This window comes from Streptomyces sp. NPDC059454, from assembly GCF_042749965.1.
Lineage (GTDB): Bacteria > Actinomycetota > Actinomycetes > Streptomycetales > Streptomycetaceae > Streptomyces.
Genome location: NZ_JBHYVC010000054.1, coordinates 32,776 through 52,085, shown reverse-complemented (window position 1 = coordinate 52,085; position 19,310 = coordinate 32,776). Strand labels below are relative to the sequence as shown.

Annotated in this window: 18 protein-coding genes; 9 read left to right on the top strand and 9 right to left on the bottom strand. The window is 73.9% G+C overall.

Annotation, left to right across the window (positions count from 1 at the left end):
* Nucleotides 1-335: 335 nt before the first annotated feature.
* The 3 genes from ACFXAE_RS28150 to fxsA all read left to right on the top strand — a co-directional run bounded on the left by ACFXAE_RS28150 (nucleotide 336) and on the right by fxsA (nucleotide 4,013).
* Nucleotides 336-1,940, top strand: coding sequence for an amidohydrolase (locus tag ACFXAE_RS28150; RefSeq protein ID WP_384719787.1), 1,605 nt, complete (start codon nucleotides 336-338; stop codon nucleotides 1,938-1,940).
* A gap of 543 nt (nucleotides 1,941-2,483) precedes the next feature.
* Entirely contained in the window at nucleotides 2,484-3,359 is an 876-nt protein-coding gene (locus ACFXAE_RS28145; RefSeq protein WP_384719785.1) for a polyprenol monophosphomannose synthase, read from the top strand.
* Between the two features lie 72 nt (nucleotides 3,360-3,431).
* Nucleotides 3,432-4,013: an FxsA family membrane protein gene (fxsA, locus tag ACFXAE_RS28140; RefSeq protein ID WP_384719783.1), complete on the top strand. Its 582-nt coding sequence runs from the start codon at nucleotides 3,432-3,434 to the stop codon at nucleotides 4,011-4,013.
* 111 nt (nucleotides 4,014-4,124) lie between these two features.
* On the opposite strand, the gene ACFXAE_RS28135 is transcribed toward fxsA, so the two are convergent.
* From ACFXAE_RS28135 to ACFXAE_RS28120, 4 genes are all read right to left on the bottom strand, one after another.
* Nucleotides 4,125-4,499, bottom strand: coding sequence for an RNA polymerase-binding protein RbpA (locus ACFXAE_RS28135; RefSeq protein WP_003977404.1), 375 nt, complete (start codon nucleotides 4,497-4,499; stop codon nucleotides 4,125-4,127).
* A 277-nt stretch (nucleotides 4,500-4,776) separates the two neighbouring features.
* Nucleotides 4,777-6,123 carry an MFS transporter gene (locus ACFXAE_RS28130; protein WP_384719781.1) on the bottom strand — a complete coding sequence of 449 codons (1,347 nt, stop codon included), beginning with the start codon at nucleotides 6,121-6,123 and terminating at the stop codon, nucleotides 4,777-4,779.
* Nucleotides 6,124-6,173: 50 nt separating this feature from the next.
* Complete coding sequence (locus ACFXAE_RS28125; RefSeq protein WP_384719779.1) at nucleotides 6,174-6,941, bottom strand: glycerophosphodiester phosphodiesterase; 768 nt, start codon at nucleotides 6,939-6,941, stop codon at nucleotides 6,174-6,176.
* Nucleotides 6,938-7,603, bottom strand: coding sequence for a YitT family protein (locus tag ACFXAE_RS28120; protein WP_384719777.1), 666 nt, complete (start codon nucleotides 7,601-7,603; stop codon nucleotides 6,938-6,940). Before ACFXAE_RS28120 ends, ACFXAE_RS28125 begins: the two co-directional genes overlap by 4 nt.
* Nucleotides 7,604-7,702: 99 nt before the next feature.
* Between ACFXAE_RS28120 and ACFXAE_RS28115 the strand changes: the two genes are divergently transcribed.
* Nucleotides 7,703-9,202 carry a PLP-dependent aminotransferase family protein gene (locus ACFXAE_RS28115; RefSeq protein ID WP_384719775.1) on the top strand — a complete coding sequence of 500 codons (1,500 nt, stop codon included), beginning with the start codon at nucleotides 7,703-7,705 and terminating at the stop codon, nucleotides 9,200-9,202.
* A gap of 212 nt (nucleotides 9,203-9,414) precedes the next feature.
* On the opposite strand, the gene ACFXAE_RS28110 is transcribed toward ACFXAE_RS28115, so the two are convergent.
* Together ACFXAE_RS28110 and ACFXAE_RS28105 are read right to left on the bottom strand one after the other, a co-directional pair.
* Nucleotides 9,415-11,109, bottom strand: a complete 1,695-nt coding sequence (locus ACFXAE_RS28110) for a hypothetical protein (RefSeq protein ID WP_384719773.1) — start codon at nucleotides 11,107-11,109, stop codon at nucleotides 9,415-9,417.
* Between the two features lie 49 nt (nucleotides 11,110-11,158).
* A complete protein-coding gene (locus tag ACFXAE_RS28105) occupies nucleotides 11,159-11,353 on the bottom strand; it encodes a hypothetical protein (RefSeq protein WP_371240167.1) in 195 nt (64 codons plus the stop codon).
* A 261-nt stretch (nucleotides 11,354-11,614) separates the two neighbouring features.
* Between ACFXAE_RS28105 and ACFXAE_RS28100 the strand changes: the two genes are divergently transcribed.
* The 5 genes from ACFXAE_RS28100 (at nucleotide 11,615) to ACFXAE_RS28080 (ending at nucleotide 17,048) form a co-directional block, all read left to right on the top strand.
* The gene (locus ACFXAE_RS28100; protein ID WP_384719771.1) at nucleotides 11,615-12,007 is read left to right on the top strand and encodes an ankyrin repeat domain-containing protein; all 393 of its coding nucleotides are present in this window, start codon (nucleotides 11,615-11,617) and stop codon (nucleotides 12,005-12,007) included.
* Between the two features lie 298 nt (nucleotides 12,008-12,305).
* Nucleotides 12,306-13,724 (top strand): HEAT repeat domain-containing protein, encoded by a 1,419-nt coding sequence (locus ACFXAE_RS28095; RefSeq protein WP_384719769.1) that lies wholly within the window; start codon nucleotides 12,306-12,308, stop codon nucleotides 13,722-13,724.
* A gap of 161 nt (nucleotides 13,725-13,885) precedes the next feature.
* Entirely contained in the window at nucleotides 13,886-15,010 is a 1,125-nt protein-coding gene (locus ACFXAE_RS28090; protein ID WP_384719767.1) for a glycosyltransferase family 4 protein, read from the top strand.
* Nucleotides 15,007-16,200 carry a glycosyltransferase gene (locus ACFXAE_RS28085; protein ID WP_384719765.1) on the top strand — a complete coding sequence of 398 codons (1,194 nt, stop codon included), beginning with the start codon at nucleotides 15,007-15,009 and terminating at the stop codon, nucleotides 16,198-16,200. The genes ACFXAE_RS28090 and ACFXAE_RS28085 overlap by 4 nt, the downstream gene beginning before the upstream one ends.
* On the top strand, nucleotides 16,197-17,048 hold the full coding sequence (locus tag ACFXAE_RS28080) for an SGNH/GDSL hydrolase family protein (RefSeq protein ID WP_384719763.1): 852 nt from the start codon (nucleotides 16,197-16,199) through the stop codon (nucleotides 17,046-17,048). Before ACFXAE_RS28085 ends, ACFXAE_RS28080 begins: the two co-directional genes overlap by 4 nt.
* Here the strand turns inward: ACFXAE_RS28080 and ACFXAE_RS28075 are convergent.
* The 3 genes from ACFXAE_RS28075 to ACFXAE_RS28065 are packed head-to-tail and all read right to left on the bottom strand — an operon-like array spanning nucleotide 17,045 to nucleotide 19,304.
* Nucleotides 17,045-17,923, bottom strand: a complete 879-nt coding sequence (locus tag ACFXAE_RS28075; RefSeq protein WP_384719761.1) for a biotin-dependent carboxyltransferase family protein — start codon at nucleotides 17,921-17,923, stop codon at nucleotides 17,045-17,047. The genes ACFXAE_RS28080 and ACFXAE_RS28075 overlap by 4 nt on opposite strands.
* Nucleotides 17,920-18,549, bottom strand: coding sequence for an allophanate hydrolase subunit 1 (locus ACFXAE_RS28070; protein ID WP_384719759.1), 630 nt, complete (start codon nucleotides 18,547-18,549; stop codon nucleotides 17,920-17,922). The genes ACFXAE_RS28075 and ACFXAE_RS28070 overlap by 4 nt, the downstream gene beginning before the upstream one ends.
* Nucleotides 18,546-19,304: a LamB/YcsF family protein gene (locus ACFXAE_RS28065; protein ID WP_384719757.1), complete on the bottom strand. Its 759-nt coding sequence runs from the start codon at nucleotides 19,302-19,304 to the stop codon at nucleotides 18,546-18,548. Before ACFXAE_RS28065 ends, ACFXAE_RS28070 begins: the two co-directional genes overlap by 4 nt.
* Nucleotides 19,305-19,310: the final 6 nt, after the last annotated feature.

Below are 19,310 nucleotides of genomic sequence, written 5' to 3'. Positions count from 1 at the left end.
CGTCAGATGTTTTTCATAGACAGCCCTGGCCGACCCACGTCCTCGAACGCCGGAGGGGCTGCTCTTCAGCCCCTCCGGCGTTCGAGGAGCGGGGGTCCGGGGGCGCCGTCCCCCCGGGGACACTGGGGTCCCCGCTCGAGCGAAGCCGAGAGCGGGGAGGGAAGGGGCGGCGGGGGCGATCACGGTGGGACGGTGTGCGGGCGGCAGGCGTCCGCCGGGCCCCGCGCCGCGGACCTGACGGTGTTGGCCCCGGAGGCCGGCCGACGGGGCGGATCCCTCGCCGTGGGACGGACCTGCGTGCGGGGCGGACCGGGCGACGCGCGAAACTGTGGGGCATGAGCGAACACACCGTCCCGTCCCGCACCGTCCTGCTTCGCCGCGGGGAGGTCCACAGCCCCGCCGACCCCTTCGCGACCGCGATGGTCGTCGAGCGCGGTCAGGTCGCCTGGGTCGGCTCCGAGGGCGCCGCCGACGCCTTCGCGGACGGGGTCGACGAGGTGATCGACCTCGACGGTGCACTGGTCACGCCCGCGTTCACCGACGCGCACGTCCACACCACGGCCACGGGCCTCGCCCTCACCGGCCTCGACCTGACCACCGCCCCTTCCCTCGAGGTCGCACTGGCCCGCGTACGGGAGTTCGCCGCCGCCCGTCCGGACGACCGGGTCCTCCTCGGCCACGGCTGGGACGCCGCCCGCTGGCCCGGTGGCCGTCCCCCGACCCGCGCCGAGCTCGACGAGGCCACCGGTGGCCGTCCCCTCTACCTGAGCCGGATCGACGTCCACTCCGCGGTCGCCACCACCGCGCTCCTCGACCTCGTCCCCGCCGCGGTCACCCGCGAGGACCGCCCGCTCACCGGGGACGCCCACCACGCGGTGCGCGCCGCCGCCCTGGCCGCCGTCACGCCGGGCCAGCGCACCGGGGCCCAGCGTGCCGCCCTCGCCCACGCCGCCTCCCTCGGCATCGGCACGGTCCACGAGTGCGGGGGACCGGAGATCTCCTCCGAGGACGACTTCACCGGACTGCTGCGGCTCGCCACCGAGGAGAGCGGCCCGCGTGTCGTCGGCTACTGGGCCGAACAGGACGTCGCCAAGGCGAAGGAACTGGGCGCGATCGGCGCCGCGGGCGACCTGTTCGCCGACGGCGCCCTCGGCTCGCACACCGCGTGCCTGCACGAGCCGTACGCCGACGCCGGACACACCGGCACCGCGCACCTGGACGCGGCTGCCGTCGCGGCCCACGTCGTCGCCTGCACCGGGGCCGGTCTCCAGGCCGGCTTCCACGCCATCGGTGACGCCGCCGTGAGCACCGTCGTCGACGGTGTGCGGGCCGCCGCCGGCACACTCGGCCTCGCCCGCGTCCGCGCCGCCCGGCACCGCGTCGAGCACGCCGAGATGCTCACCCCCGAGACCGTCGCCGCCTTCGCCGAACTCGGTCTGACCGCCTCCGTCCAGCCCGCCTTCGACGCCCTGTGGGGCGGCGAGGACGGCATGTACGCGCGGCGCCTGGGACCGGAGCGGGCCCGCACCCTGAACCCCTTCGCGGCGCTGCTGCGCGCCGGTGTCCCGCTCGCCTTCGGCTCCGACAGCCCGGTCACCCCCCTCGATCCCTGGGGTACGGTCCGGGCCGCCGCCTTCCACCGCACACCTGAGCACCGCGTCTCCGTGCGTGCCGCGTTCACCGCGCACACGCGTGGCGGCTGGCGGGCGGTCGGACGCGACGACGCGGGCGTCCTGGTGCCCGGGGCATCCGCCGACTACGTCCTCTGGCGCACCGGTGAACTCGTCGTCCAGGCGCCCGACGACCGGGTGGCGCGCTGGTCCACCGATCCCCGCTCCGGCACCCCCGGCCTGCCCGACCTCGCCCCCGGCCGTGACCTGCCGGTCTGCCTGCGGACCGTGGTCGGCGGGCGTACGGTGTTCGTACGGCCGGGCGAGTGATCTACGAGGGTGGCGTGGTGACGATCGTGCGCCGCGCCCCCCGTCTCACGACCTGCGTATCCTCGCCGCTGACCAGGCATTTGAACCACATTACGCAGGTCAAACGACTGTTGACAGGCGGCGGCGGAGGGCCGGTAGGTTCGGCCGGGTCCACCACCGGACGCCCGACCGGAGAACGTCCGGCCACTCGTGTCGGCGCCGCTGGGTCAGGGACGGTGTGCCGCACCGGAGCACTGTCACTGGGAGCCAGGCTCAGCGGCGGCGCGGTACCGAGGGACGTGCCGGCCGGCCGGGGAGGTGCGACCCCGGGTGGGGCCCGGGTGCTCAGTAGACAACGGCTTCAGGTCGATCCGCAGCCGGCGGGTCCCGGGCCGGCCCGAAGGGCGCCGGGCCCCCATCCGCTGTCCCTCTTCTCGCACGCCCCAAAAGTGTGTTCTTACCCGATCTTCGGTAAACGACACCACCATATGAACGTCCCGTCACGTCGGCGCAGGCAGTGCCCACTATGGTGGGATCCTGCGCACAGGACATGAAGGGGCAGCAGTGAACGACGGCGACGGGATCCTCGCGGCAGGATCCCAGGGGAGGAACTCCGGCCCGCTCGGCACGGTTTTGGTGATCATCCCGACCTACAACGAGGCAGGGAACATCAAGGCGATCGTCGGCCGGGTGCGCGAGGCCGTTCCCGAGGCGCACGTTCTCGTGGCCGACGACAACAGCCCCGACGGCACGGGCAAGCTCGCCGACGAACTGGCCGCCGGGGACGAGCGCGTCCAGGTGCTGCACCGCAAGGGCAAGGAGGGCCTGGGTGCGGCCTATCTCGCGGGCTTCCGCTGGGGGATGGAGCACGGCTACGGCGTACTCGTCGAGATGGACGCCGACGGCTCCCACCAGCCCGAGGAACTTCCTCGTCTGCTGACCGCCCTCAAGGGCGCCGACCTGGTGCTCGGTTCGCGCTGGGTACCCGGCGGCCGGGTGGTGAACTGGCCGAAGTCCCGTGAGTTCATCTCGCGCGGAGGCAGCCTCTACTCGCGCGTGGCGCTCGATCTGCCGCTGCGCGACATCACCGGCGGCTTCCGCGCCTTCCGCCGCGAGACGCTGGAAGGGCTCGGCCTCGAGGAAGTGGCCTCCCAGGGGTACTGCTTCCAGGTCGACCTGGCCCGCCGCGCGGTGAAGGCCGGTTACCACGTGGTCGAGGTTCCCATCACCTTCGTCGAGCGCGAACTCGGCGATTCCAAGATGAGCCGCGACATCCTCGTCGAGGCGCTGTGGCGGGTCACGGCGTGGGGCGTGGGGGAGCGGGTCGGCAAGGTCCTCGGGCGCGGCGATGACAGGCAGCAGGCCGAACCGGCCGTCAAGCAGCAGGCCGAGCCGGCTGTCGGGCGGACCGGACCGGACGTCAAGCGGTCCGAGCCGTAGGCGTACGACCGCCTGCTCATCCCGGTGATCCCGCTTATCCCGTGCTGAACCGGGCCCAGGCACACTGGGAGCATGACGACTGGCGCTCAGACCCCGTATCCCGCCCGGCCCCGGCGCTCCCGGCTGCGCACCTTCCTGCCGCTGGGTGTCGCCGCATGGCTCGTGCTGGAGATCTGGCTGCTCACGGTGGTCGCCGGGGCGTCGAACGGACTGGTGGTCTTCCTGATCCTGGTGGCCGGCCTCGTCCTCGGCTCGGTTGTCATCAAGCGGGCCGGCCGGCGGGCCTTCAAGAACCTGACCGAGACGCTGCAACAGCAGCAGGGCGGGATGCTGTCCGAAGCCCGGCCGAACAGCGAGGGCAACGGCCTGACGATGCTGGGCGGCCTGCTGCTGATCATCCCCGGTGTGGTGTCGGACGCGGTGGGGCTGCTCCTGCTGGTGCCGCCGGTGCAGAAGGCCGTGAGCCGTTACGCCGAGCGCACCTTCGAGCGCAAGCTCCGCGAGGCCGCGCAGGGCTCTCTCGGGGACGCCTTCCAGCAGGCCCGTATGCGCCGGCCCGACGGCAAGGTCGTCCAGGGCGAGGTCGTCCGGGACGAACCCGGAAGCGCTCCGGGGGACACCCCGCAGGGACCGCGCCCGCCGCTCACCCGCTGAGGGCGGCCGGGCCCCGCACGCACGCAGGACCGCGGGCGCCGTACGTGATGTACGGCGCCCGCGGTCCTGTGCCGCTGTGCGTGTGTGGCTTCGCCCAGGTTCCCGGCGGGATCAAGCCGACTTTCGGCTGTCCCTGGGGTGAACCGCGATGTTCATCGCACCGGAGCGCAGAACGGCGAGACGCTCCTCGAGGACCTCTTCGAGTTCCTCTCGGGTGCGCCGCTCCATCAGCATGTCCCAATGCGTACGCGCGGGCTTGGCCTTCTTCTCCTCGGGGCCGTCACCGTCCACCAGGAGTGCCTGGGCACCACAGACCTTGCACTCCCACTCCGGCGGGATCTCCGCCTCGACCGAGAAGGGCATCTCGAAGCGGTGCCCCTTCTCGCATGCGTACTCCACGGCCTGGCGCGGGGCCAGGTCGATGCCGCGGTCCGTCTCGTAGCTGGTCACCACGAGGCGCGTGCCGCGAAGAGCTCGCTCACTCATGAATCGTGCCTCCCGGGCTTGTCGCCCACAGGACAGGTGTCGCTGTCGTCGTCATCCGGTCAACGTCCGGACGGCGGTAAAGATTCCCGTCCGGAGCCCCGATCCGGGTCATGCGTCGCCGTCGTAGCCGCAGCCTTGTCAACCAGTGCAGTACCCCCCGGCGTCCGGTTTGTCACATCTGCAAGGAGATGTGACTCAGCGTTCGGCATCTTTGACGCGCAGTAACGGTACGCCTGGCAGGCCAAACGCGTACACTACAGCCCTTTCGCGCCCAGTGCTAAATCCTTTCGGGAACCGGGTTGCCCGCTTCGGCGATCGCCCGTCGCACCGGCAGCCGCGCGAGCAGCACGAATCCCAGGACGAAGAAGCCCACCAGGGAGATGATCGCGTCCCGGTAACTGCCCGTCAGCTGGTAGGTGAGACCGAACAGCAGCGGCCCGAGCCAGCTCGTCCCGCGGTCGCTCACCTCGTACGCCGAGAAGTACTCGGCCTCCTTGCCGGGCGGTACGAGGTGGGAGAAGAGCGAGCGGGACAGCGCCTGGCTGCCGCCGAGGACCAGACCGATGCCGGCCGCCAGTACGAAGAACCACGCGGGGGCGCCGGCGGGCAGGAAGTACCCGGCGGCCAGGGTCAGGGTCCAGGCGACCAGGGAGCCGAGGATCGCGCGCTTCGCGCCGTACCGCCGGGCCAGCCGGCCCAGCGCCAGGGCGCCCGCCACCGCCAGCACCTGGACCAGCAGCACGGCCACGATGAGTGTCGACTGTCCGAGCCCCAGTTCCTTCGAGCCGTACACCGAGGCCTGGGTGATCACCGTCTGGATGCCGTCGTTGTAGACGAGGTACGCCAGCAGGAACGCCAGTGTCAGCGGGTGCCGGCGCATGTCGCGGACGGTCGCCGCCAGCTGCCGGAAGCCCGGCAGGGCCGCCTCCCGCGCGGGAGCCCGGCGGTCGCGCAGCCGGCGCAGCGGCACCAGCGCGAAGGCGCCCCACCACAGGCCGGCCGACGCCAGGCAGATGCGCACCGCCATGCCCTCGGAGACACCGAAGCTGTCGTGGCCGGTGTAGAGGACGAGGTTCGCGACGAGGACCAGGGCCCCGGCCGCGTATCCGAAGGCCCAGCCGCGCGAGGAGACCGCGTCGCGTTCCTCGGGCGGGGCGATCTGCGGGAGGTAGGAGTTGTACAGCATCATCGCGACGGACTGCGCGGCGTTCGCCACCACGAGCAGCAGGCCGCCGAGCAGGTAGCGCTCGCCGTCCAGGAAGAACATGCCCGCGGTGGCGGCGGCACCGGTGTAGGCGGCGGCCGCGAGGAGCGGCTTCTTGCGTCCGGTGCGGTCGGCGGCGGCGCCCACCAGCGGCATCACCAGCACGGCCACGATCACCGACAGGGAGACCGTGTAGGCGAAGAAGGACCCCGCGCGCACCGGTATGCCCAGCGGGTGGACGAACCCGTCCGCGTTCGCCGCCGACTCGGCGACCGACGTCAGATAGGGGCCGAGGAACACCGTGAGCACGCTCGTGGAGTACACGGAGCACGCCCAGTCGTAGACGTACCAGCCGCGCTGCTCGCGCCGCCGGCCGGCGGCCTCGTCCGGCGCCGGTGACCGCACGGTGTCGGTGCCCACCCGTGCCCTCGCTTCCCCGTGAACGCGCGCAGGCGGTCGGGCACGGGCTCTCAGACCCAGATGCCGCGGTCCTCCATGACCTTGCGCAGTGTGTCGATGTGATCGGTCATGATGCCATCCACCCCGAGGTCCAGAAGCCGGTGCATCCGTTCCGCCTCGTTGATGGTCCACACGTGTACCTGCAGGCCGTGCGCGTGGGCGGCCCGCACGAACCGGTGGTCGACCACCTGGATGCCCGACTGCTGTTCGGGCACCTGGGCGGCGACGGCCGACCGGCGCACCGCGGCCGGCATCCCCCAGGACCGCAGCCGCAGGTGCAGCACGCCCCGGGTGCCGTAGGAGGTGGCCAGCCGCGGGCCGGCCAGCCGCTGGGCGCGCACCACCCGGGCCTCCGAGAACGAGCCGAGGCAGATCCGGTCCCAGGAGCCGGTGCGTTCGACCAGGTCCAGGAAGGGCAGGAGGGCCGGTTCGGCCTTCACGTCGACGTTCCAGCGCACCTCGGGGAAGGTCTCCAGGAGCTCCTCGAACAGGGGAACCGGTTCCTCGCCCGCCACGCGCGCGTGCGCCACCTCCCGCCACGGCAGATCGGCGATCCGGCCCGCGCCGTCCGTCACCCGGTCGAGGGTCGCGTCGTGGAAGGCGACGAGCCGGCCGTCGCGCGTGGCGTGGACGTCGGTCTCGATGTACCGGTAGCCCGCCTCGACGGCGTACCGGAACTGCCGGACGGTGTTCTCCGGGCCGTCCGCCGCCCCGCCCCGGTGGGCGAAGGCGATCGGGCCGGGATGGTCGAGGTAGGGGTGGCGTATCCGCGGGGTCACGGACGCAGTATCGCGCGCCGTGGTTGACCGGCGGCAACGACCGTGCTGCCGTCGGATGCCGGGGGGACGGCGAAGACCCGCAGGAACAGCTGGGCGAGCGGACCGATCGTCACCGCGTACAACAAGGTGCCGAGGCCCACCGTGCCGCCGAGGACGAAGCCGGTGGCGACGACCGTGATCTCGATGGCCGTGCGGACCAGACGGACCGACACCCCGGTGCGCCGGTGCAGGCCCGTCATCAGTCCGTCGCGCGGGCCCGGGCCGAAGCGCGCCGCGATGTACAGCCCGGTCGCCGCGCCGTTGAGCACGATGCCCGTCACCATCAGCGGCACGCGTACGGCCATGGCGTGCGCGTCGGGGACCACGGCCAGGGTCGCGTCCATCGCCGCGCCTATCACCAGCACGTTGGAGACGGTGCCAAGGCCCGGCCGCTGACGCAGCGGGATCCACAGCAGCAGCACCGCCGCGCCCACGAGGGTCAGCACCAGGCCCATCGACAGCCCCGTCCGCTCGGACAGGCCCTGGTGCAGCACGTTCCACGGTTCGAGGCCGAGCCCCGACCGGACCAGCAGCGTCGAGCTCGCGCCGTACAGCGCCAGACCCGCGTACAGCTGGAACAGCCGCCGTGCGAGATGCCCGTGCCGGGACGAGTAACTGGCCAAAACGTGCCCCCTGTGGTGGAAGTGGACCGACACGTGACACCCTGTGGCTTGGTCGATGATGTCATCCATGGCCAATTCGGGGAAGGTGGACTGATTATCGTGGTGCAGTGGACTTCCGCAGTGGGTGCGGCGCAGCTCGCCCGGCTGCTCAACTCCCAGCAGGACCGCCCGGCCGGCCCCGGGACCCGCCGCCCGCCCGCCTACCGCGCGCTCGCCGACGGCATCCGCCTGCTGGTGCTGGAAGGGCGCGTACCGGTGGCCGCGCGGCTGCCCGCCGAGCGGGAGCTGGCCCTCGCCCTCTCCGTCAGCCGTACCACCGTCGCCGCCGCCTACGAGGCGCTGCGCACCGAGGGATTCCTGGAGTCACGGCGCGGCGCGGGCAGCTGGACCGCGGTCCCGGCCGGCAATCCGGTCCCCGCGCGGGGACTGGAACCGCTGCCGCCCGAGGCCCTCGGCTCGGTGATCGACCTCGGCTGTGCCGCGCTGCCCGCGCCCGAGCCCTGGCTCACCCGGGCCGTCCAGGGCGCGCTGGGGGAGCTTCCGCCGTACGCGCACACCCATGGCGACTATCCCGCCGGGCTGCCCGCGCTGCGCTCGACGATCGCGGACCGCTACACCGCGCGGGGCATCCCGACCATGCCCGAGCAGATCATGGTGACGACCGGCGCCATGGGCGCCATCGACGCCATCTGTCACCTCTTCGGGGGACGCGGCGAGCGCATCGCCGTCGAGTCGCCGTCCTACGCCAACATCCTCCAGCTGATGCGGGAGGCAGGCGCCCGGCTCGTCCCCGTCGCCATGGCCGAGGGACTGACCGGCTGGGACACGGACCGCTGGCGCCAGGTGCTGCGTGAGGCGGCGCCCCGTATCGCGTACGTCGTCGCCGACTTCCACAACCCGACCGGCGCGCTCGCCGACGAGGACCAGCGGCGCCGCCTGGTCGACGCGGCGCGTTCCGCGGGCACGGTGCTGGTCGCCGACGAGACGATGAGCGAGCTGTGGCTCGACGCGGACGTGGAGATGCCCCGCCCGGTGTGCGCGTTCGATCCGGCCGGGTCCACGGTGATCACGGTCGGCTCGGCGAGCAAGGCCTTCTGGGCCGGCATGCGCATCGGCTGGGTGCGCGCGGCACCCGACGTCATCCGCAGCCTCGTCGCCGCACGCGCGTACGCCGATCTGGGCACGCCCGTACTGGAACAGCTGGCCGTGAACTGGCTGTTCGGCACCGGCGGCTGGGAACAGGCGGTGGAGGTACGGCGCGCCCAGGCCCGGCAGAACCGGGACGAGCTGGTGACCGCGGTACGGCGGGAGCTGCCCGACTGGGAGTTCGAGGTGCCGCGCGGCGGGCTCACGTTGTGGGTGCGCACCGGCGGCCTCTCCGGCTCGCGCCTGGCCGAGGCGGGCGAACGAGTGGGCGTACGGGTGCCGTCCGGGCCCCGCTTCGGCGTCGACGGAGCGTTCGAGGGCTACGTACGGCTGCCCTTCACGGTGGGCGGCGCGGTGGCGGAGGAGGCGGCGGTCCGCCTCTCCACAGCGGCCCGCATCGTCGAAACGGGCGGCACATCCGGCACGGAAACCCTCCGGACGTTCGTGGCGTAGGCAAGGCATGGTCGTTCAGGCGGGCGCCAGTGCCCCTCTGACTGCGGGCAGTCGTGCCTTCCCCAGTGCCTCAAGGGACTGGGAGGTACCCCCAGGGGCGATGGGGTACCTCTCCCGCTCGAGCGAAGCCGGGAGCGGGGGAGGGCGGGCGCAGCGGCACGTGCCACAGGGCACCCGCTCCACCGGCAGGACCTGTGGGCACCGACGGCCGGCTAGGTACTGGGCTCCGCCACCGCCGCCTCGGCGCTGACAGCTTCGGAGGACGCCTCCCCCGGCCCTTCGGTTTCGGCGCCGGCCGCCGCCGCGGCCGCCTTCTCCACCCTCACCTTGTCGAGGCGCACGGCCTCCACCACACCCGCCTCCAGCCGCTCCGGCTCCTCGTCCGCAGGTGTCGTCCGCGGCGGCAGCAGGTCCAGCACCGCCTGCCGCTCCGCGTCGCTGGTCGCGTCGTCGTACGGGTCCGGGGTCGCCGGAACCTGAAGACGGTGGACCGGTCCCGAGCCCAGCCGGGCGTAGCCGCGCCCCGGCGGGACCTGGTCGACCGGCGTGGTGTGCGGCGGCGCCCCCAGAACGGCTTTCAGCTGCTCCGCCGTCGCGGGCCCGAGGACGACCCGCGCGCGCGTGTGCTGCCGTACCGGATCGCCGAGGCCCTCCAGACCGTCGAGCTGTTCGGCGACGACCACGGTGACGTTCGCCGGGCGGCCGTGCCGCAGCGGAACCTGGAGCAGCGACCGGGGATCCTTGCGACCGTCCGCGGCGGCCAGGTGCGTGAACGCGCTCGGCCGGTCCAGCAGCAGCCACAGGGGACGCCTGGTGTCCTCGGGCGGCGGGTCGCCCGCCTGATGCGCGCGGTTGGCCGCGATCAGCCGGCGCTCCGTCTCGTGCGCGGCCCACTCCAGGCTCGTCAGCGCCCCCGTCAGCCCGCACTCCACGGCGAGCACGCCGTCCCGGCCGGTCAGGCAGGCGTACTCGCCGGTGCCTCCCCCGTCGACGATCACCACGTCGCCGTGGTGGAGGGCCTGCAGGGCGATCGAGCGCAGCAGTGTCGAGGTGCCGCTGCCCGGCTGGCCGGCCACGAGCAGATGGGGCTCGGTGGAACGGATGCCGGTGCGCCAGACGACGGGCGGAACATCACGCTGCTCCTCGCCGTGGGCGCCGTGGGTGAGCGGCAGCGTCCGCTGCACCCCGGTCGGGTCGGTGAAGCCGAGGACCGTCTCGCCGGGGGCCGTGACGAAGGGCTGGGCGGCGATGTCGGTGGGCAGGGGGGCGAGGACGCGGACCGTGAGCTGGTTGGCCTCCTCGTCCCACGCGAAGTGGTACTCGCGGCCGCGCCCCGACTTCGCGCCGAGCAGATGCTCGATCCGCGTCCGTGACTCCGGCTCGCCGTCGGTGAAGTAGGCGGGGTAGCCGATCACCAGGCGAGCGATCCGGCCGGTGGAGTCGAACTCGTACTCGGAGAAGACCTTCCCCCAGTCGCCGCCGTGGGCGTAGAGCGGTTCGGGGTCCCCGGTGGCGGAGAAGTACGGCACCAGGGCCTCGTAGAGCGACTTCAGGCGCTGGGCCTGTGACGCGTCGGGCCCGGCGGGCGCCGACAGGGCGCGGTCCCGGCCCTGCCAGGCCGCCGCCGCCATCAGGGTGATGACGGCGAGCAGGGGACCGTACGGCGCGAGCGCCACGACCAGCAGGACCGACGCCACCAGGAAGAGCAGCGCGCCGCGCCGGTCCTTGGGCGTGGCGGTCCACCTGCGCCGCCCGGCCGAGGCCAGCCGGCGCAGACCGCGCGTGATGGTGATCAGCGGGTGGAGGACGTCCGTGGCGCCGTCGGCCGCCGTCCTGGCCAGCTCCCGGCTCCGGGCGAGCTGTGCGCCGCCGTTGCTCAGAACGCGGGGGAGGGGGCGCCGGGCCACTACTGTCTCCAGAGGGTGTGTACGGGTGGGCGGTGCGTGGTCGGGCGGATCAGAACTTGAATCCGCCCAGGAGGCCGGCCAGGCTTTCGCCGCCCGCCTTGATGCTGGGTGCGATGGCCGTACTGGCCAGATAGAAGCCGAAGAGCATCGCCACCAGGGCGTGCGACGCCTTCAGCCCGTCCTTGCGGAAGAAGACGAAGACGACGATGCCGAGCAGCACCACGCATGAGATCGAGATGATCATGTGAGTTCTCCTGGTTCGCGGGGACAGTCACCATGAGTACGTCCAGGATCACAGAATGTATCTATACGATAAAAGGTGCAACTGGGTCGATTTCCGTCCCTTGCCCCGAATGGACCTGCCGTGATCATTACCTCGGGCGCAGCAGGTCATGTGCCCGGCGAGCCAGTACCCTGGCGATTCACCCGTACGGCTCTGCACCGCTCGCAGACGTACGTCCTGTCCCCGATGCGTGAAGCACGTGCAGTGAGAGGCGGTCCGGCGATGACTGAAGCCCCCGACCCCGAGGTCGTGGAGCTGGCGACCAAGATCTTCGATCTGGCCCGGCGCGGCCGGACCGAGGAGCTCGTGGCCTACGTCGACGCGGGTGTGCCGGCCGACCTCACCAACGACCGGGGCGACTCCCTCGTGATGCTCGCCGCGTACCACGGTCACGCCGGGGCGGTGCGCGCGCTGCTGGAGCGCGGCGCCGACGCCGACCGCGTCAACGACCGGGGCCAGACACCACTCGCGGGAGCGGTCTTCAAGGGCGAGACCGAGGTGATCCAGGCCCTCCTGAAGGGGGGCGCGGACCCGTCCGCGGGCACCCCCTCGGCCGTCGACACGGCCCGGATGTTCGGCCGTACGGAACTGCTCGACCTCTTCGGCGAGCGCTGAGCGACACGCTCTGACCAGCGACGACACGGAAAACGGGGGAGGCGGTACAGGGCCGCCGAAATTTCGGTCGCGGTAGATGTGACCGCCGGGTCATCATGACGACGTGATTCACGGACGCGATGGCTGGGCAGGTGTTGCCGCACCGCGCGGGCCGTGATGCGGTCCGCATGGGCCACCGACGAGAGGCAGAGAGATGGTCTACAGCAAGCAGGAAACGGCGGGCGCCCCGACGCGTTGTCACGCGGCCAGGTAATGCACGTCCCCGGTTGCGTCGACGCTTGATGTGAGGCTGTTTCCCATGTTCGATCCGGTCATAGCGCCCAGCGGTACGCTGCTCGGCCTGCTCCAGCGGGGCCGTGGCGACGGCACGCTGCACGCGCTCACCGCCCCGCGCTCCGAAGCGCTCATGGCGCTGAACCACTGTGTGCTGCGCGACCCGCGCCACGACTGGCAGCTGGAGAACCGCTCCCTCTACTACGCCCGCCTCTACCTCGATCTGCACGGCGAACTGGACGCGATCGAGGCCCACCTCTTCGACCCCGAGGACGTCCTCGACACCGACGAGTCCCGCACCGGACTCGCCCTCGCGGTCCTCGGACACCTCGCCTCCTACGGCAGGCGGGACGCCCTCGACCTGTTGCGCGGGTACGCCGCCCACGGCACCAACTGGGCCTGGGCCCTGGACGAGCTGGCCCTGCGGGACGACGACGCGGGCCTGCGCGCCCTGGCCGCCCCGGTCCTCGCGCGGTTCGCCACCGACGCCGAGGGCGAGGCGGAACTCGCCGCCACCGTCCGTGACGCCTTCGAGCCACGGCCCTGGCGACTGTGGGCCGACGACCCCCGCGAGTCCGTCGCCACGCGCGTGCGCGCCGCCCAGGAGGCCGGGTCCTTCGACCGCTGGCAACGGCAGATGCGCCCCACCGGGCCCCGTCCCGGCTGGAGTGTGCGGGCGGTGTTCGAGTGGGCGCAGCAAGGCGTCGAGCGCGGCGCCGCGCTCCATGTCCCGGCCGCCCGCTGCCTCACCGCCGTGGCGGGCCCCGAGGACCGGCTCGAGATCGTCCGGGCCGCCCAGGACGGCACCGAGGGAGCCCGGTGCACCGCCCTGCGGTATCTCGCCGACCGCGACGATCCCGACGCCCTCGGCCTGATCGAGGGCGCCGTGGCCACCGGCTCGACGGTCGTCGTGGAGGCCGCCGTCGACGCCTTCGAACGCATGCGCGGTCTCGCCGCCGTCGACCGGGCGCGCGGCTGGGTCCGCCGGCCCGATCCGCTCGGCGCCGCCGCCGGCCGTGTCCTCGCCTGCCGGGGCGGTGCCCAGGACCACGACCTGGTCCTCGCGGCGCTGCGGGAGGCGGTACGGGGCGAGGGCCCCGACGCGCCCACCCTGTGGACCCTCGTCGACGGCGCCGGACGCCTCGGCATCGCCTGCGCCGCCCCCGTGCTCCGCCACGTCTACCGCGAGACCGCCTCGTCCCATCTGCGGGGCCGCGCCGCCCGCGCCCTCGCCGCGACCGACCCCTCCTACGGCACCGGCTTCGCCGTCGAGTGCCTGTGGGACTGCGAGGAGTCCACCCGCGAGATCGCCGCCCGGCACGCCGAGACCGGGGACACCCGGGTCGTGGAGCGCCTGCGCCGGCTCGCCGCGGACCCGGCCGAGGAGGCCGAGGTGCAGACCGCCGTACGCAGCCGGATCGGCCCCGAGGAGCCCGCCGTGTGACCGTCTCCCGCGCGGGCGGTGAACGACGGATGACCCGTGGGTCAGGTGTACGTGGATGCCGCCTGACCTGCGAGGGTGAGGAAGGCAACGCTCACGGCGCGTTCCCCGCCAGGAAAGATCCACGTTGACGTGACCACGTCCGGCGCGGCGACAACACCGGTATGCGTGTCGTCATCGTGACCGAGTCCTTTCCCCCCGATGTGAACGGCGTGGCCCACTGCGCGCTCCAGACCGCCCGACACCTCGTCGACCGCGGTCACGCCCCCCTCGTCGTCGCCCCCGCCATCGCGGGTGACGACCCCGACGGCGGGGCGCCCTGCCCCGTCGTCCGCGTCCCCTCCCTTCCGCTGCCCGGCTACCCGCAGGTCCGCGTCGCCCTCCCCAGCCGGCGCCTGGCCGCCGCGATCACCGAACACCGGGCCGACGTCGTCCATCTCGCCAGCCCCTTCGTCCTCGGCGTGCGCGGCATGGCGGCCGCCACCCGCCTGGGCCTGCCCGCCGTCGCCGTCTACCAGACCGACCTCGCCGGATACGCCCGTACATACGTGGGCGCCGGAGAGGCGGCGGCCTGGCGGCGCATCCGCTCCGTGCACACGGCCGCCGACCTCACCCTGGCCCCGTCCGGCGCCGCCCTGCGCGACCTGGAGGCGCACGGCGTGCCCCGGGTCCGGCTGTGGCCGCGCGGTGTGGACACCGCCCGCTTCCGGCCCGGTCTCCGCGACGAGGCACTGCGCCGCACCCTCGCCCCGAACGGCGAGCTCGTCGTCGGCTACGTGGGCCGGCTCGCCCCGGAGAAGCAGGTCGAGCTGCTGTCGGGGGCCTGTGAGCTGCCCGGCGTGCGGGTCGTGGTCGTCGGCGACGGGCCCAGCCGGCCGGCGCTGGAACAGGCGCTGCCCGGCGCGGCCTTCCTCGGCCGCCGCACCGGCGAGGACCTCGCGCGGATCTTCGCCTCACTGGACGTCTTCGTGCACACCGGACCGTTCGAGACCTTCTGCCAGACCGTGCAGGAGGCGATGGCGAGCGGGGTGCCCGTGGTCGCGCCCGCGGTGGGCGGACCGCTGGACCTGGTCGCGCACGGCCGCACCGGGCTGCTCGTCCCGCCGCGCGACGCCGCCGCCGTACGCGACGCGGTGTGGTCCATGGCCGCCGATCCCGCCCTGCGGGCCGCGTACGGGGCGGCCGGGCGCGCGGCGGTCGAGGGACGCACCTGGGCGGCCGTCGGCGACCGGCTGATCGGGTACTACGCCGATGTGCTCGCCGGACGCAGGACGGCGGTGGCGGCATGAACGGGTCACTGCGGATCGTGCGGCTGGCGAACTTCGTGGCACCCGCGTCCGGAGGGCTGCGCACCGCCCTGCGGGAACTCGGCAAGGGCTACCTGGGGGCGGGGCACCGGCCCGTGCTCATCGTCCCCGGTGAGCGGGAGAGCGACCACGAGACCGAGCAGGGGCGGGTGATCACCCTCCCGGGCCCGCTGCTGCCCGGCACCGGCGGCTACCGCGTCCTCACCGACAGACAGCGGATCGCCGGCCTGCTCCAGGACCTGGCCCCCGACCGGCTCGAGGTGTCCGACCGCACGACCCTGCGCTGGACCGGCCGATGGGCCCGGCGGGCCCGGGTCCCGGCGGTCATGGTCTCCCACGAGACCGCCGACGGAGTGCTGCGCACCTGGGGACTGCCGGAACGGGCCGCCCGGCGCACCGCCGACGCCCTCAACACCCGTACCGCGCACACGTACGCGCGCGTGGTGTGCACCACCGAGTTCGCCGAGCGGGAGTTCGTACGCATCGGGGCCCGTAACGTCGTACGCGCCCCGCTGGGCGTCGATCTGGCGGAACGGCACCCCGCGCTGCGCGACCCGGCGCTGCGCGCCCGGTACGCGCGCGTGCCGGAGACGCTGCTCGTGATGTGCTCCAGGCTGTCCCTGGAGAAACGGCCGGGGACCGCGCTGGACGCGCTGGAGGCGCTGCTGCGGCGCGGGCGGCGGGCGGTGCTGGCCGTCGCCGGGGACGGGCCGCTGCGGGCGCGGCTCGAACAGCGCGCGCGGGAGCGCGGGCTGCCGGTCGCCTTCCTGGGGCACGTCCGCGACCGGAGGACGCTGGGCGCGCTCCAGGCGTCCGCCGACGTGTGTCTGGCACCGGGACCCGCAGAGACCTTCGGGCTCGCCGCGCTGGAGGCGATGGCGTGCGGCACCCCCGTGGTGGCGAGCGCGTCCTCGGCGCTCCCGGAGGTGATCGGCGCGGCGGGCGCGGTCGCCGAGGACCGCGGGGAGGCCTTCGCGTCCGCCGTCGAGCTGCTGCTGGAGCGTGCGGAGACGGACCGGCGCGAGGCGGCACGCGCGCGTGCGGAGCGTTTCGGATGGGGGACGGCGGTGACGGCGTTCCTCGCGGCGCACGACGCGCCGGCGACGGTGCCGGAAGCGGCGACCGACGGTGCTGCCCCGGTGCGGCCGGTCGTGTCCCGGGGGCTCTCGTGAGACCGCTGCGGTTCGTGGCCCTCGGGGACTCGCTGACCGAGGGGATCGGGGACCGGACCGGCGGCGGATGGCGCGGGTGGGCCGCGCTGCTCGCGCCGTCGCTGGATGCCGGGCCCGTGCGGTTCACCAACCTCGCGGTGAGCGGGGCACAGACGCGCGACGTGCTCGAACGGCAACTGCCCGCCGCGCTGGAGCTGCGGCCCGACCTCGTCTCCGTCGTCGTCGGCGTCAACGACACCCTGCGCCGCACCTTCGACATCCGTGACGTGGTGGCACGGCTGGACCGGGTGTACGCGGCCTGCACCGGCCAGGGTGCCGTGCTGCTGACCGCGTGCCTGCCCGATCCCGGCGGGATGCTGGGACTGCCGGGGGCGCTGGCCCGCCCGCTCGCCCGGCGGCAACGGGCGGTGAACACCGTGGTCCACGCCCTGTCCGACCGGTACGGCGCGGTGCACCTGCACGCCTGCGAGGGCGACTGGATCACCGACCGCGCGATGTGGAGCGCGGACCGGCTGCACCCCGGTGAGCCGGGGCACCGTCAACTGGCCCTGCGCTTCCACGGGCTGCTGACGGAACACGGTCTCGCGACCGGGCCCGCCCCGTCGCCCGAGCCGGACTGCCCGGCTCCCACCGGGTGGGCGAACCTGCGGTGGCTGGCCACGGCCGGCACCGGCTGGGTGGCCCGCCGGTGCACCGACCTGCTGCCGCAGCTGCTCTCCCTGGCCGTCGACGACATGCGCCACCACGCGCGGGGCACCGGCGTCCGCCTGGACCTGCGCACCTCCGCCGCGGTCTCGGCGGCCCTGGCCGCATGGTCGACGGGGGAACAACGCCCCGGCGCCGCCTAGGAGTGCCGGCGGCGGCGTACGGCGACGAAGCGGACCGGCGTGCCGGGGCGTGCCTGGGCGGCGGCCGGGAGGCCGGCGGGGTGGACGACCGCGATCACCGGGTAGCCCCCGGTGGTCGGATGGTCGGCCAGGAAGACCACCGGTGTGCCGTCGGGCGGCACCTGGACCGCCCCCAGCACCATGCCCTCGCTGGGGAGTTCGTCCCGCCGGGCCCGTTCCAGGGCCGGCCCGGTCGTGCGCAGCCCGATGCGGTTGCTCGCCGGCGACACGTGGTAGGCGCGGGACGTGAAGAGCCGTACGGCGGCCGGGGTGAACCAGTCGTCGCGCGGGCCCGGCGTCACCCGCAGCACGAGCTCGTCCGGGGGCGCCGGCTGCGGGGCGACGTCCACGCGTGCGTGGCCCTCCCGCGGAGGGCCGAGGGGGAGCACGGCACCGTCCGTGAGGGGGGCCGGGCCGAGGCCGGAGAGCAGATCCGTGGAGCGGCTGCCGAGCACCGGTTCGACGGCGACCCCGCCGGAGACGGCCACATAGGCGCGTACTCCGGAGACCGCCGCCCCGACGTCCAGCACGGACCCGGCGCGCACGCGTACCGGCGCGCCCCAGGCGGCCGGCCGGCCGTCCACGGTGACCGGGCAGGGGGCCCCGGTGACCGCCACGGTGACCGTCGAGCGGGGCCGCAGGGAACAGCCGTCGAGGGTCGTCTCCAGGACGGCCGCGTCCGGCGGGTTGCCGGTCAGCCGGTTGGCGAGCGCCGCCGCGGGCCCGTCCAGCGCCCCGGAACGGGGCACACCGAGGTGGGCGTGCCCAGGGCGGCCCCGGTCCTGCACGGTGGTGAGGGCTCCCGCGCGGACGACGGCGAGCGCACGGTCCGTCATGTCGCGGACCCCGCCGCGGCCACCGGGACGAAGCGCACCCGCGTACCGGGGGAGAGCAGCGCCGCGGGCACGCGCGCGTGGTCCCACAGCACGAGGTCGGTCGTACCGATCAGCTGCCAGCCGCCCGGCGAGGACCGCGGGTACACGCCCGTGTAGGGACCCGCCAGCGCCACCGAGCCGGCCGGGACGGCGGTGCGCGGAGTGGTCCGGCGGGGCACGTCGTAGCGGGCCGGCAGACCGGTGAGGTAGCCGAAACCGGGCGCGAACCCGCAGAAGGCGACACGGAACTCGGTGCCCGCGTGGACGCGGGCCACCTCCCGCGCGGGGACCCCCCAGTGCGCGGCGACGTCCGCGAGGTCCGGGCCGTCGTAGCGCACCGGGATCTCGACCGTCTCCCGCGCGTGCGGGGGCACGGGCGGGAGACGGAGGGCGGTCAGCTCGGCGGCCAGCCGGGCCGGATCGGACAGGCCGTCGAGCAGCACCGTGCGCGCTGCCGGGACGATCTCGCCGACCGGCAACGAGCCCTCCGCGCGGCGCCGCAGCAGCTCCGCGTGGAGCGCCTGGGCCTCGTCGCCCGAGGAGACCTCGACGAGCAGGGCGTCCTCGCCGACGGGCAGCACCCTCATACGAAGGCCTCCACCCTGACCCCGGACGCCTCCAGCGCGTCCCGCACCCGTCGCGCCAGATCCACCGCGCCGGGCGTGTCACCGTGCAGGCACAGGGAACGCGCCCGCACCTCGATACGCCGTCCCGAGTGCGCGTCGACCTCCCCGTGGCGGGCCAGGTCCACCGAGCGGGCCACCACCGACTCCGGGTCGGTGACCACGGCGCCCTCCTGACGGCGTGGCACCAGCGTGCCCCCGTCGGTGTACGCCCGGTCGGCGAACGCCTCCGTGACCACCGGCAGACCCGCTTTCCGGGCCAGTTCCAGCAGCCGGGAGCCGGGCAGGCCGAGCACGGGCAGCGTGGCGTCCGCCAGGAGCACCCCGTCGACGACCGCGCCGGCCTGCTCCTCGTCGCGCACCACCCGGTTGTACAGCGCCCCGTGCGGTTTGACGTACGCCACGCGGGCGCCCGCCGCGCGGGCGAACACCTCCAGGGCGCCGATCTGGTAGGCGACCTCGGCCGCCAGTTCGGCGGGCGGCACGTCCATCGCGCGCCGCCCGAACCCGGCCAGGTCCCGGTAGGAGACCTGGGCGCCGATCCGCACCCCGCGCCCGACCGCGAGCTCGCACACCCGGCGCATGGTGACCGCGTCCCCGGCGTGGAAACCGCACGCCACGTTGGCACTGGTCACCACGGACAGCAGTCGCTCGTCGTCGGTGAGCCGCCAGCGGCCGAACCCCTCGCCGAGGTCGGCGTTCAGATCGATCGACGTCATGGGTCC

Coding starts and splice junctions, on each gene's coding strand:
- ACFXAE_RS28150 (WP_384719787.1), top strand. CDS start 336: ATGAGCGAACACACCGTCCCGTCCCGCACCGTCCTGCTTCGCCGCGGG.
- fxsA (WP_384719783.1), top strand. CDS start 3,432: ATGACGACTGGCGCTCAGACCCCGTATCCCGCCCGGCCCCGGCGCTCC.
- ACFXAE_RS28135 (WP_003977404.1), bottom strand. CDS start 4,499: ATGAGTGAGCGAGCTCTTCGCGGCACGCGCCTCGTGGTGACCAGCTAC.
- ACFXAE_RS28105 (WP_371240167.1), bottom strand. CDS start 11,353: ATGATCATCTCGATCTCATGCGTGGTGCTGCTCGGCATCGTCGTCTTC.
- ACFXAE_RS28100 (WP_384719771.1), top strand. CDS start 11,615: ATGACTGAAGCCCCCGACCCCGAGGTCGTGGAGCTGGCGACCAAGATC.
- ACFXAE_RS28095 (WP_384719769.1), top strand. CDS start 12,306: ATGTTCGATCCGGTCATAGCGCCCAGCGGTACGCTGCTCGGCCTGCTC.
- ACFXAE_RS28090 (WP_384719767.1), top strand. CDS start 13,886: ATGCGTGTCGTCATCGTGACCGAGTCCTTTCCCCCCGATGTGAACGGC.
- ACFXAE_RS28085 (WP_384719765.1), top strand. CDS start 15,007: ATGAACGGGTCACTGCGGATCGTGCGGCTGGCGAACTTCGTGGCACCC.
- ACFXAE_RS28075 (WP_384719761.1), bottom strand. CDS start 17,923: ATGACGGACCGTGCGCTCGCCGTCGTCCGCGCGGGAGCCCTCACCACC.
- ACFXAE_RS28070 (WP_384719759.1), bottom strand. CDS start 18,549: ATGAGGGTGCTGCCCGTCGGCGAGGACGCCCTGCTCGTCGAGGTCTCC.
- ACFXAE_RS28065 (WP_384719757.1), bottom strand. CDS start 19,304: ATGACGTCGATCGATCTGAACGCCGACCTCGGCGAGGGGTTCGGCCGC.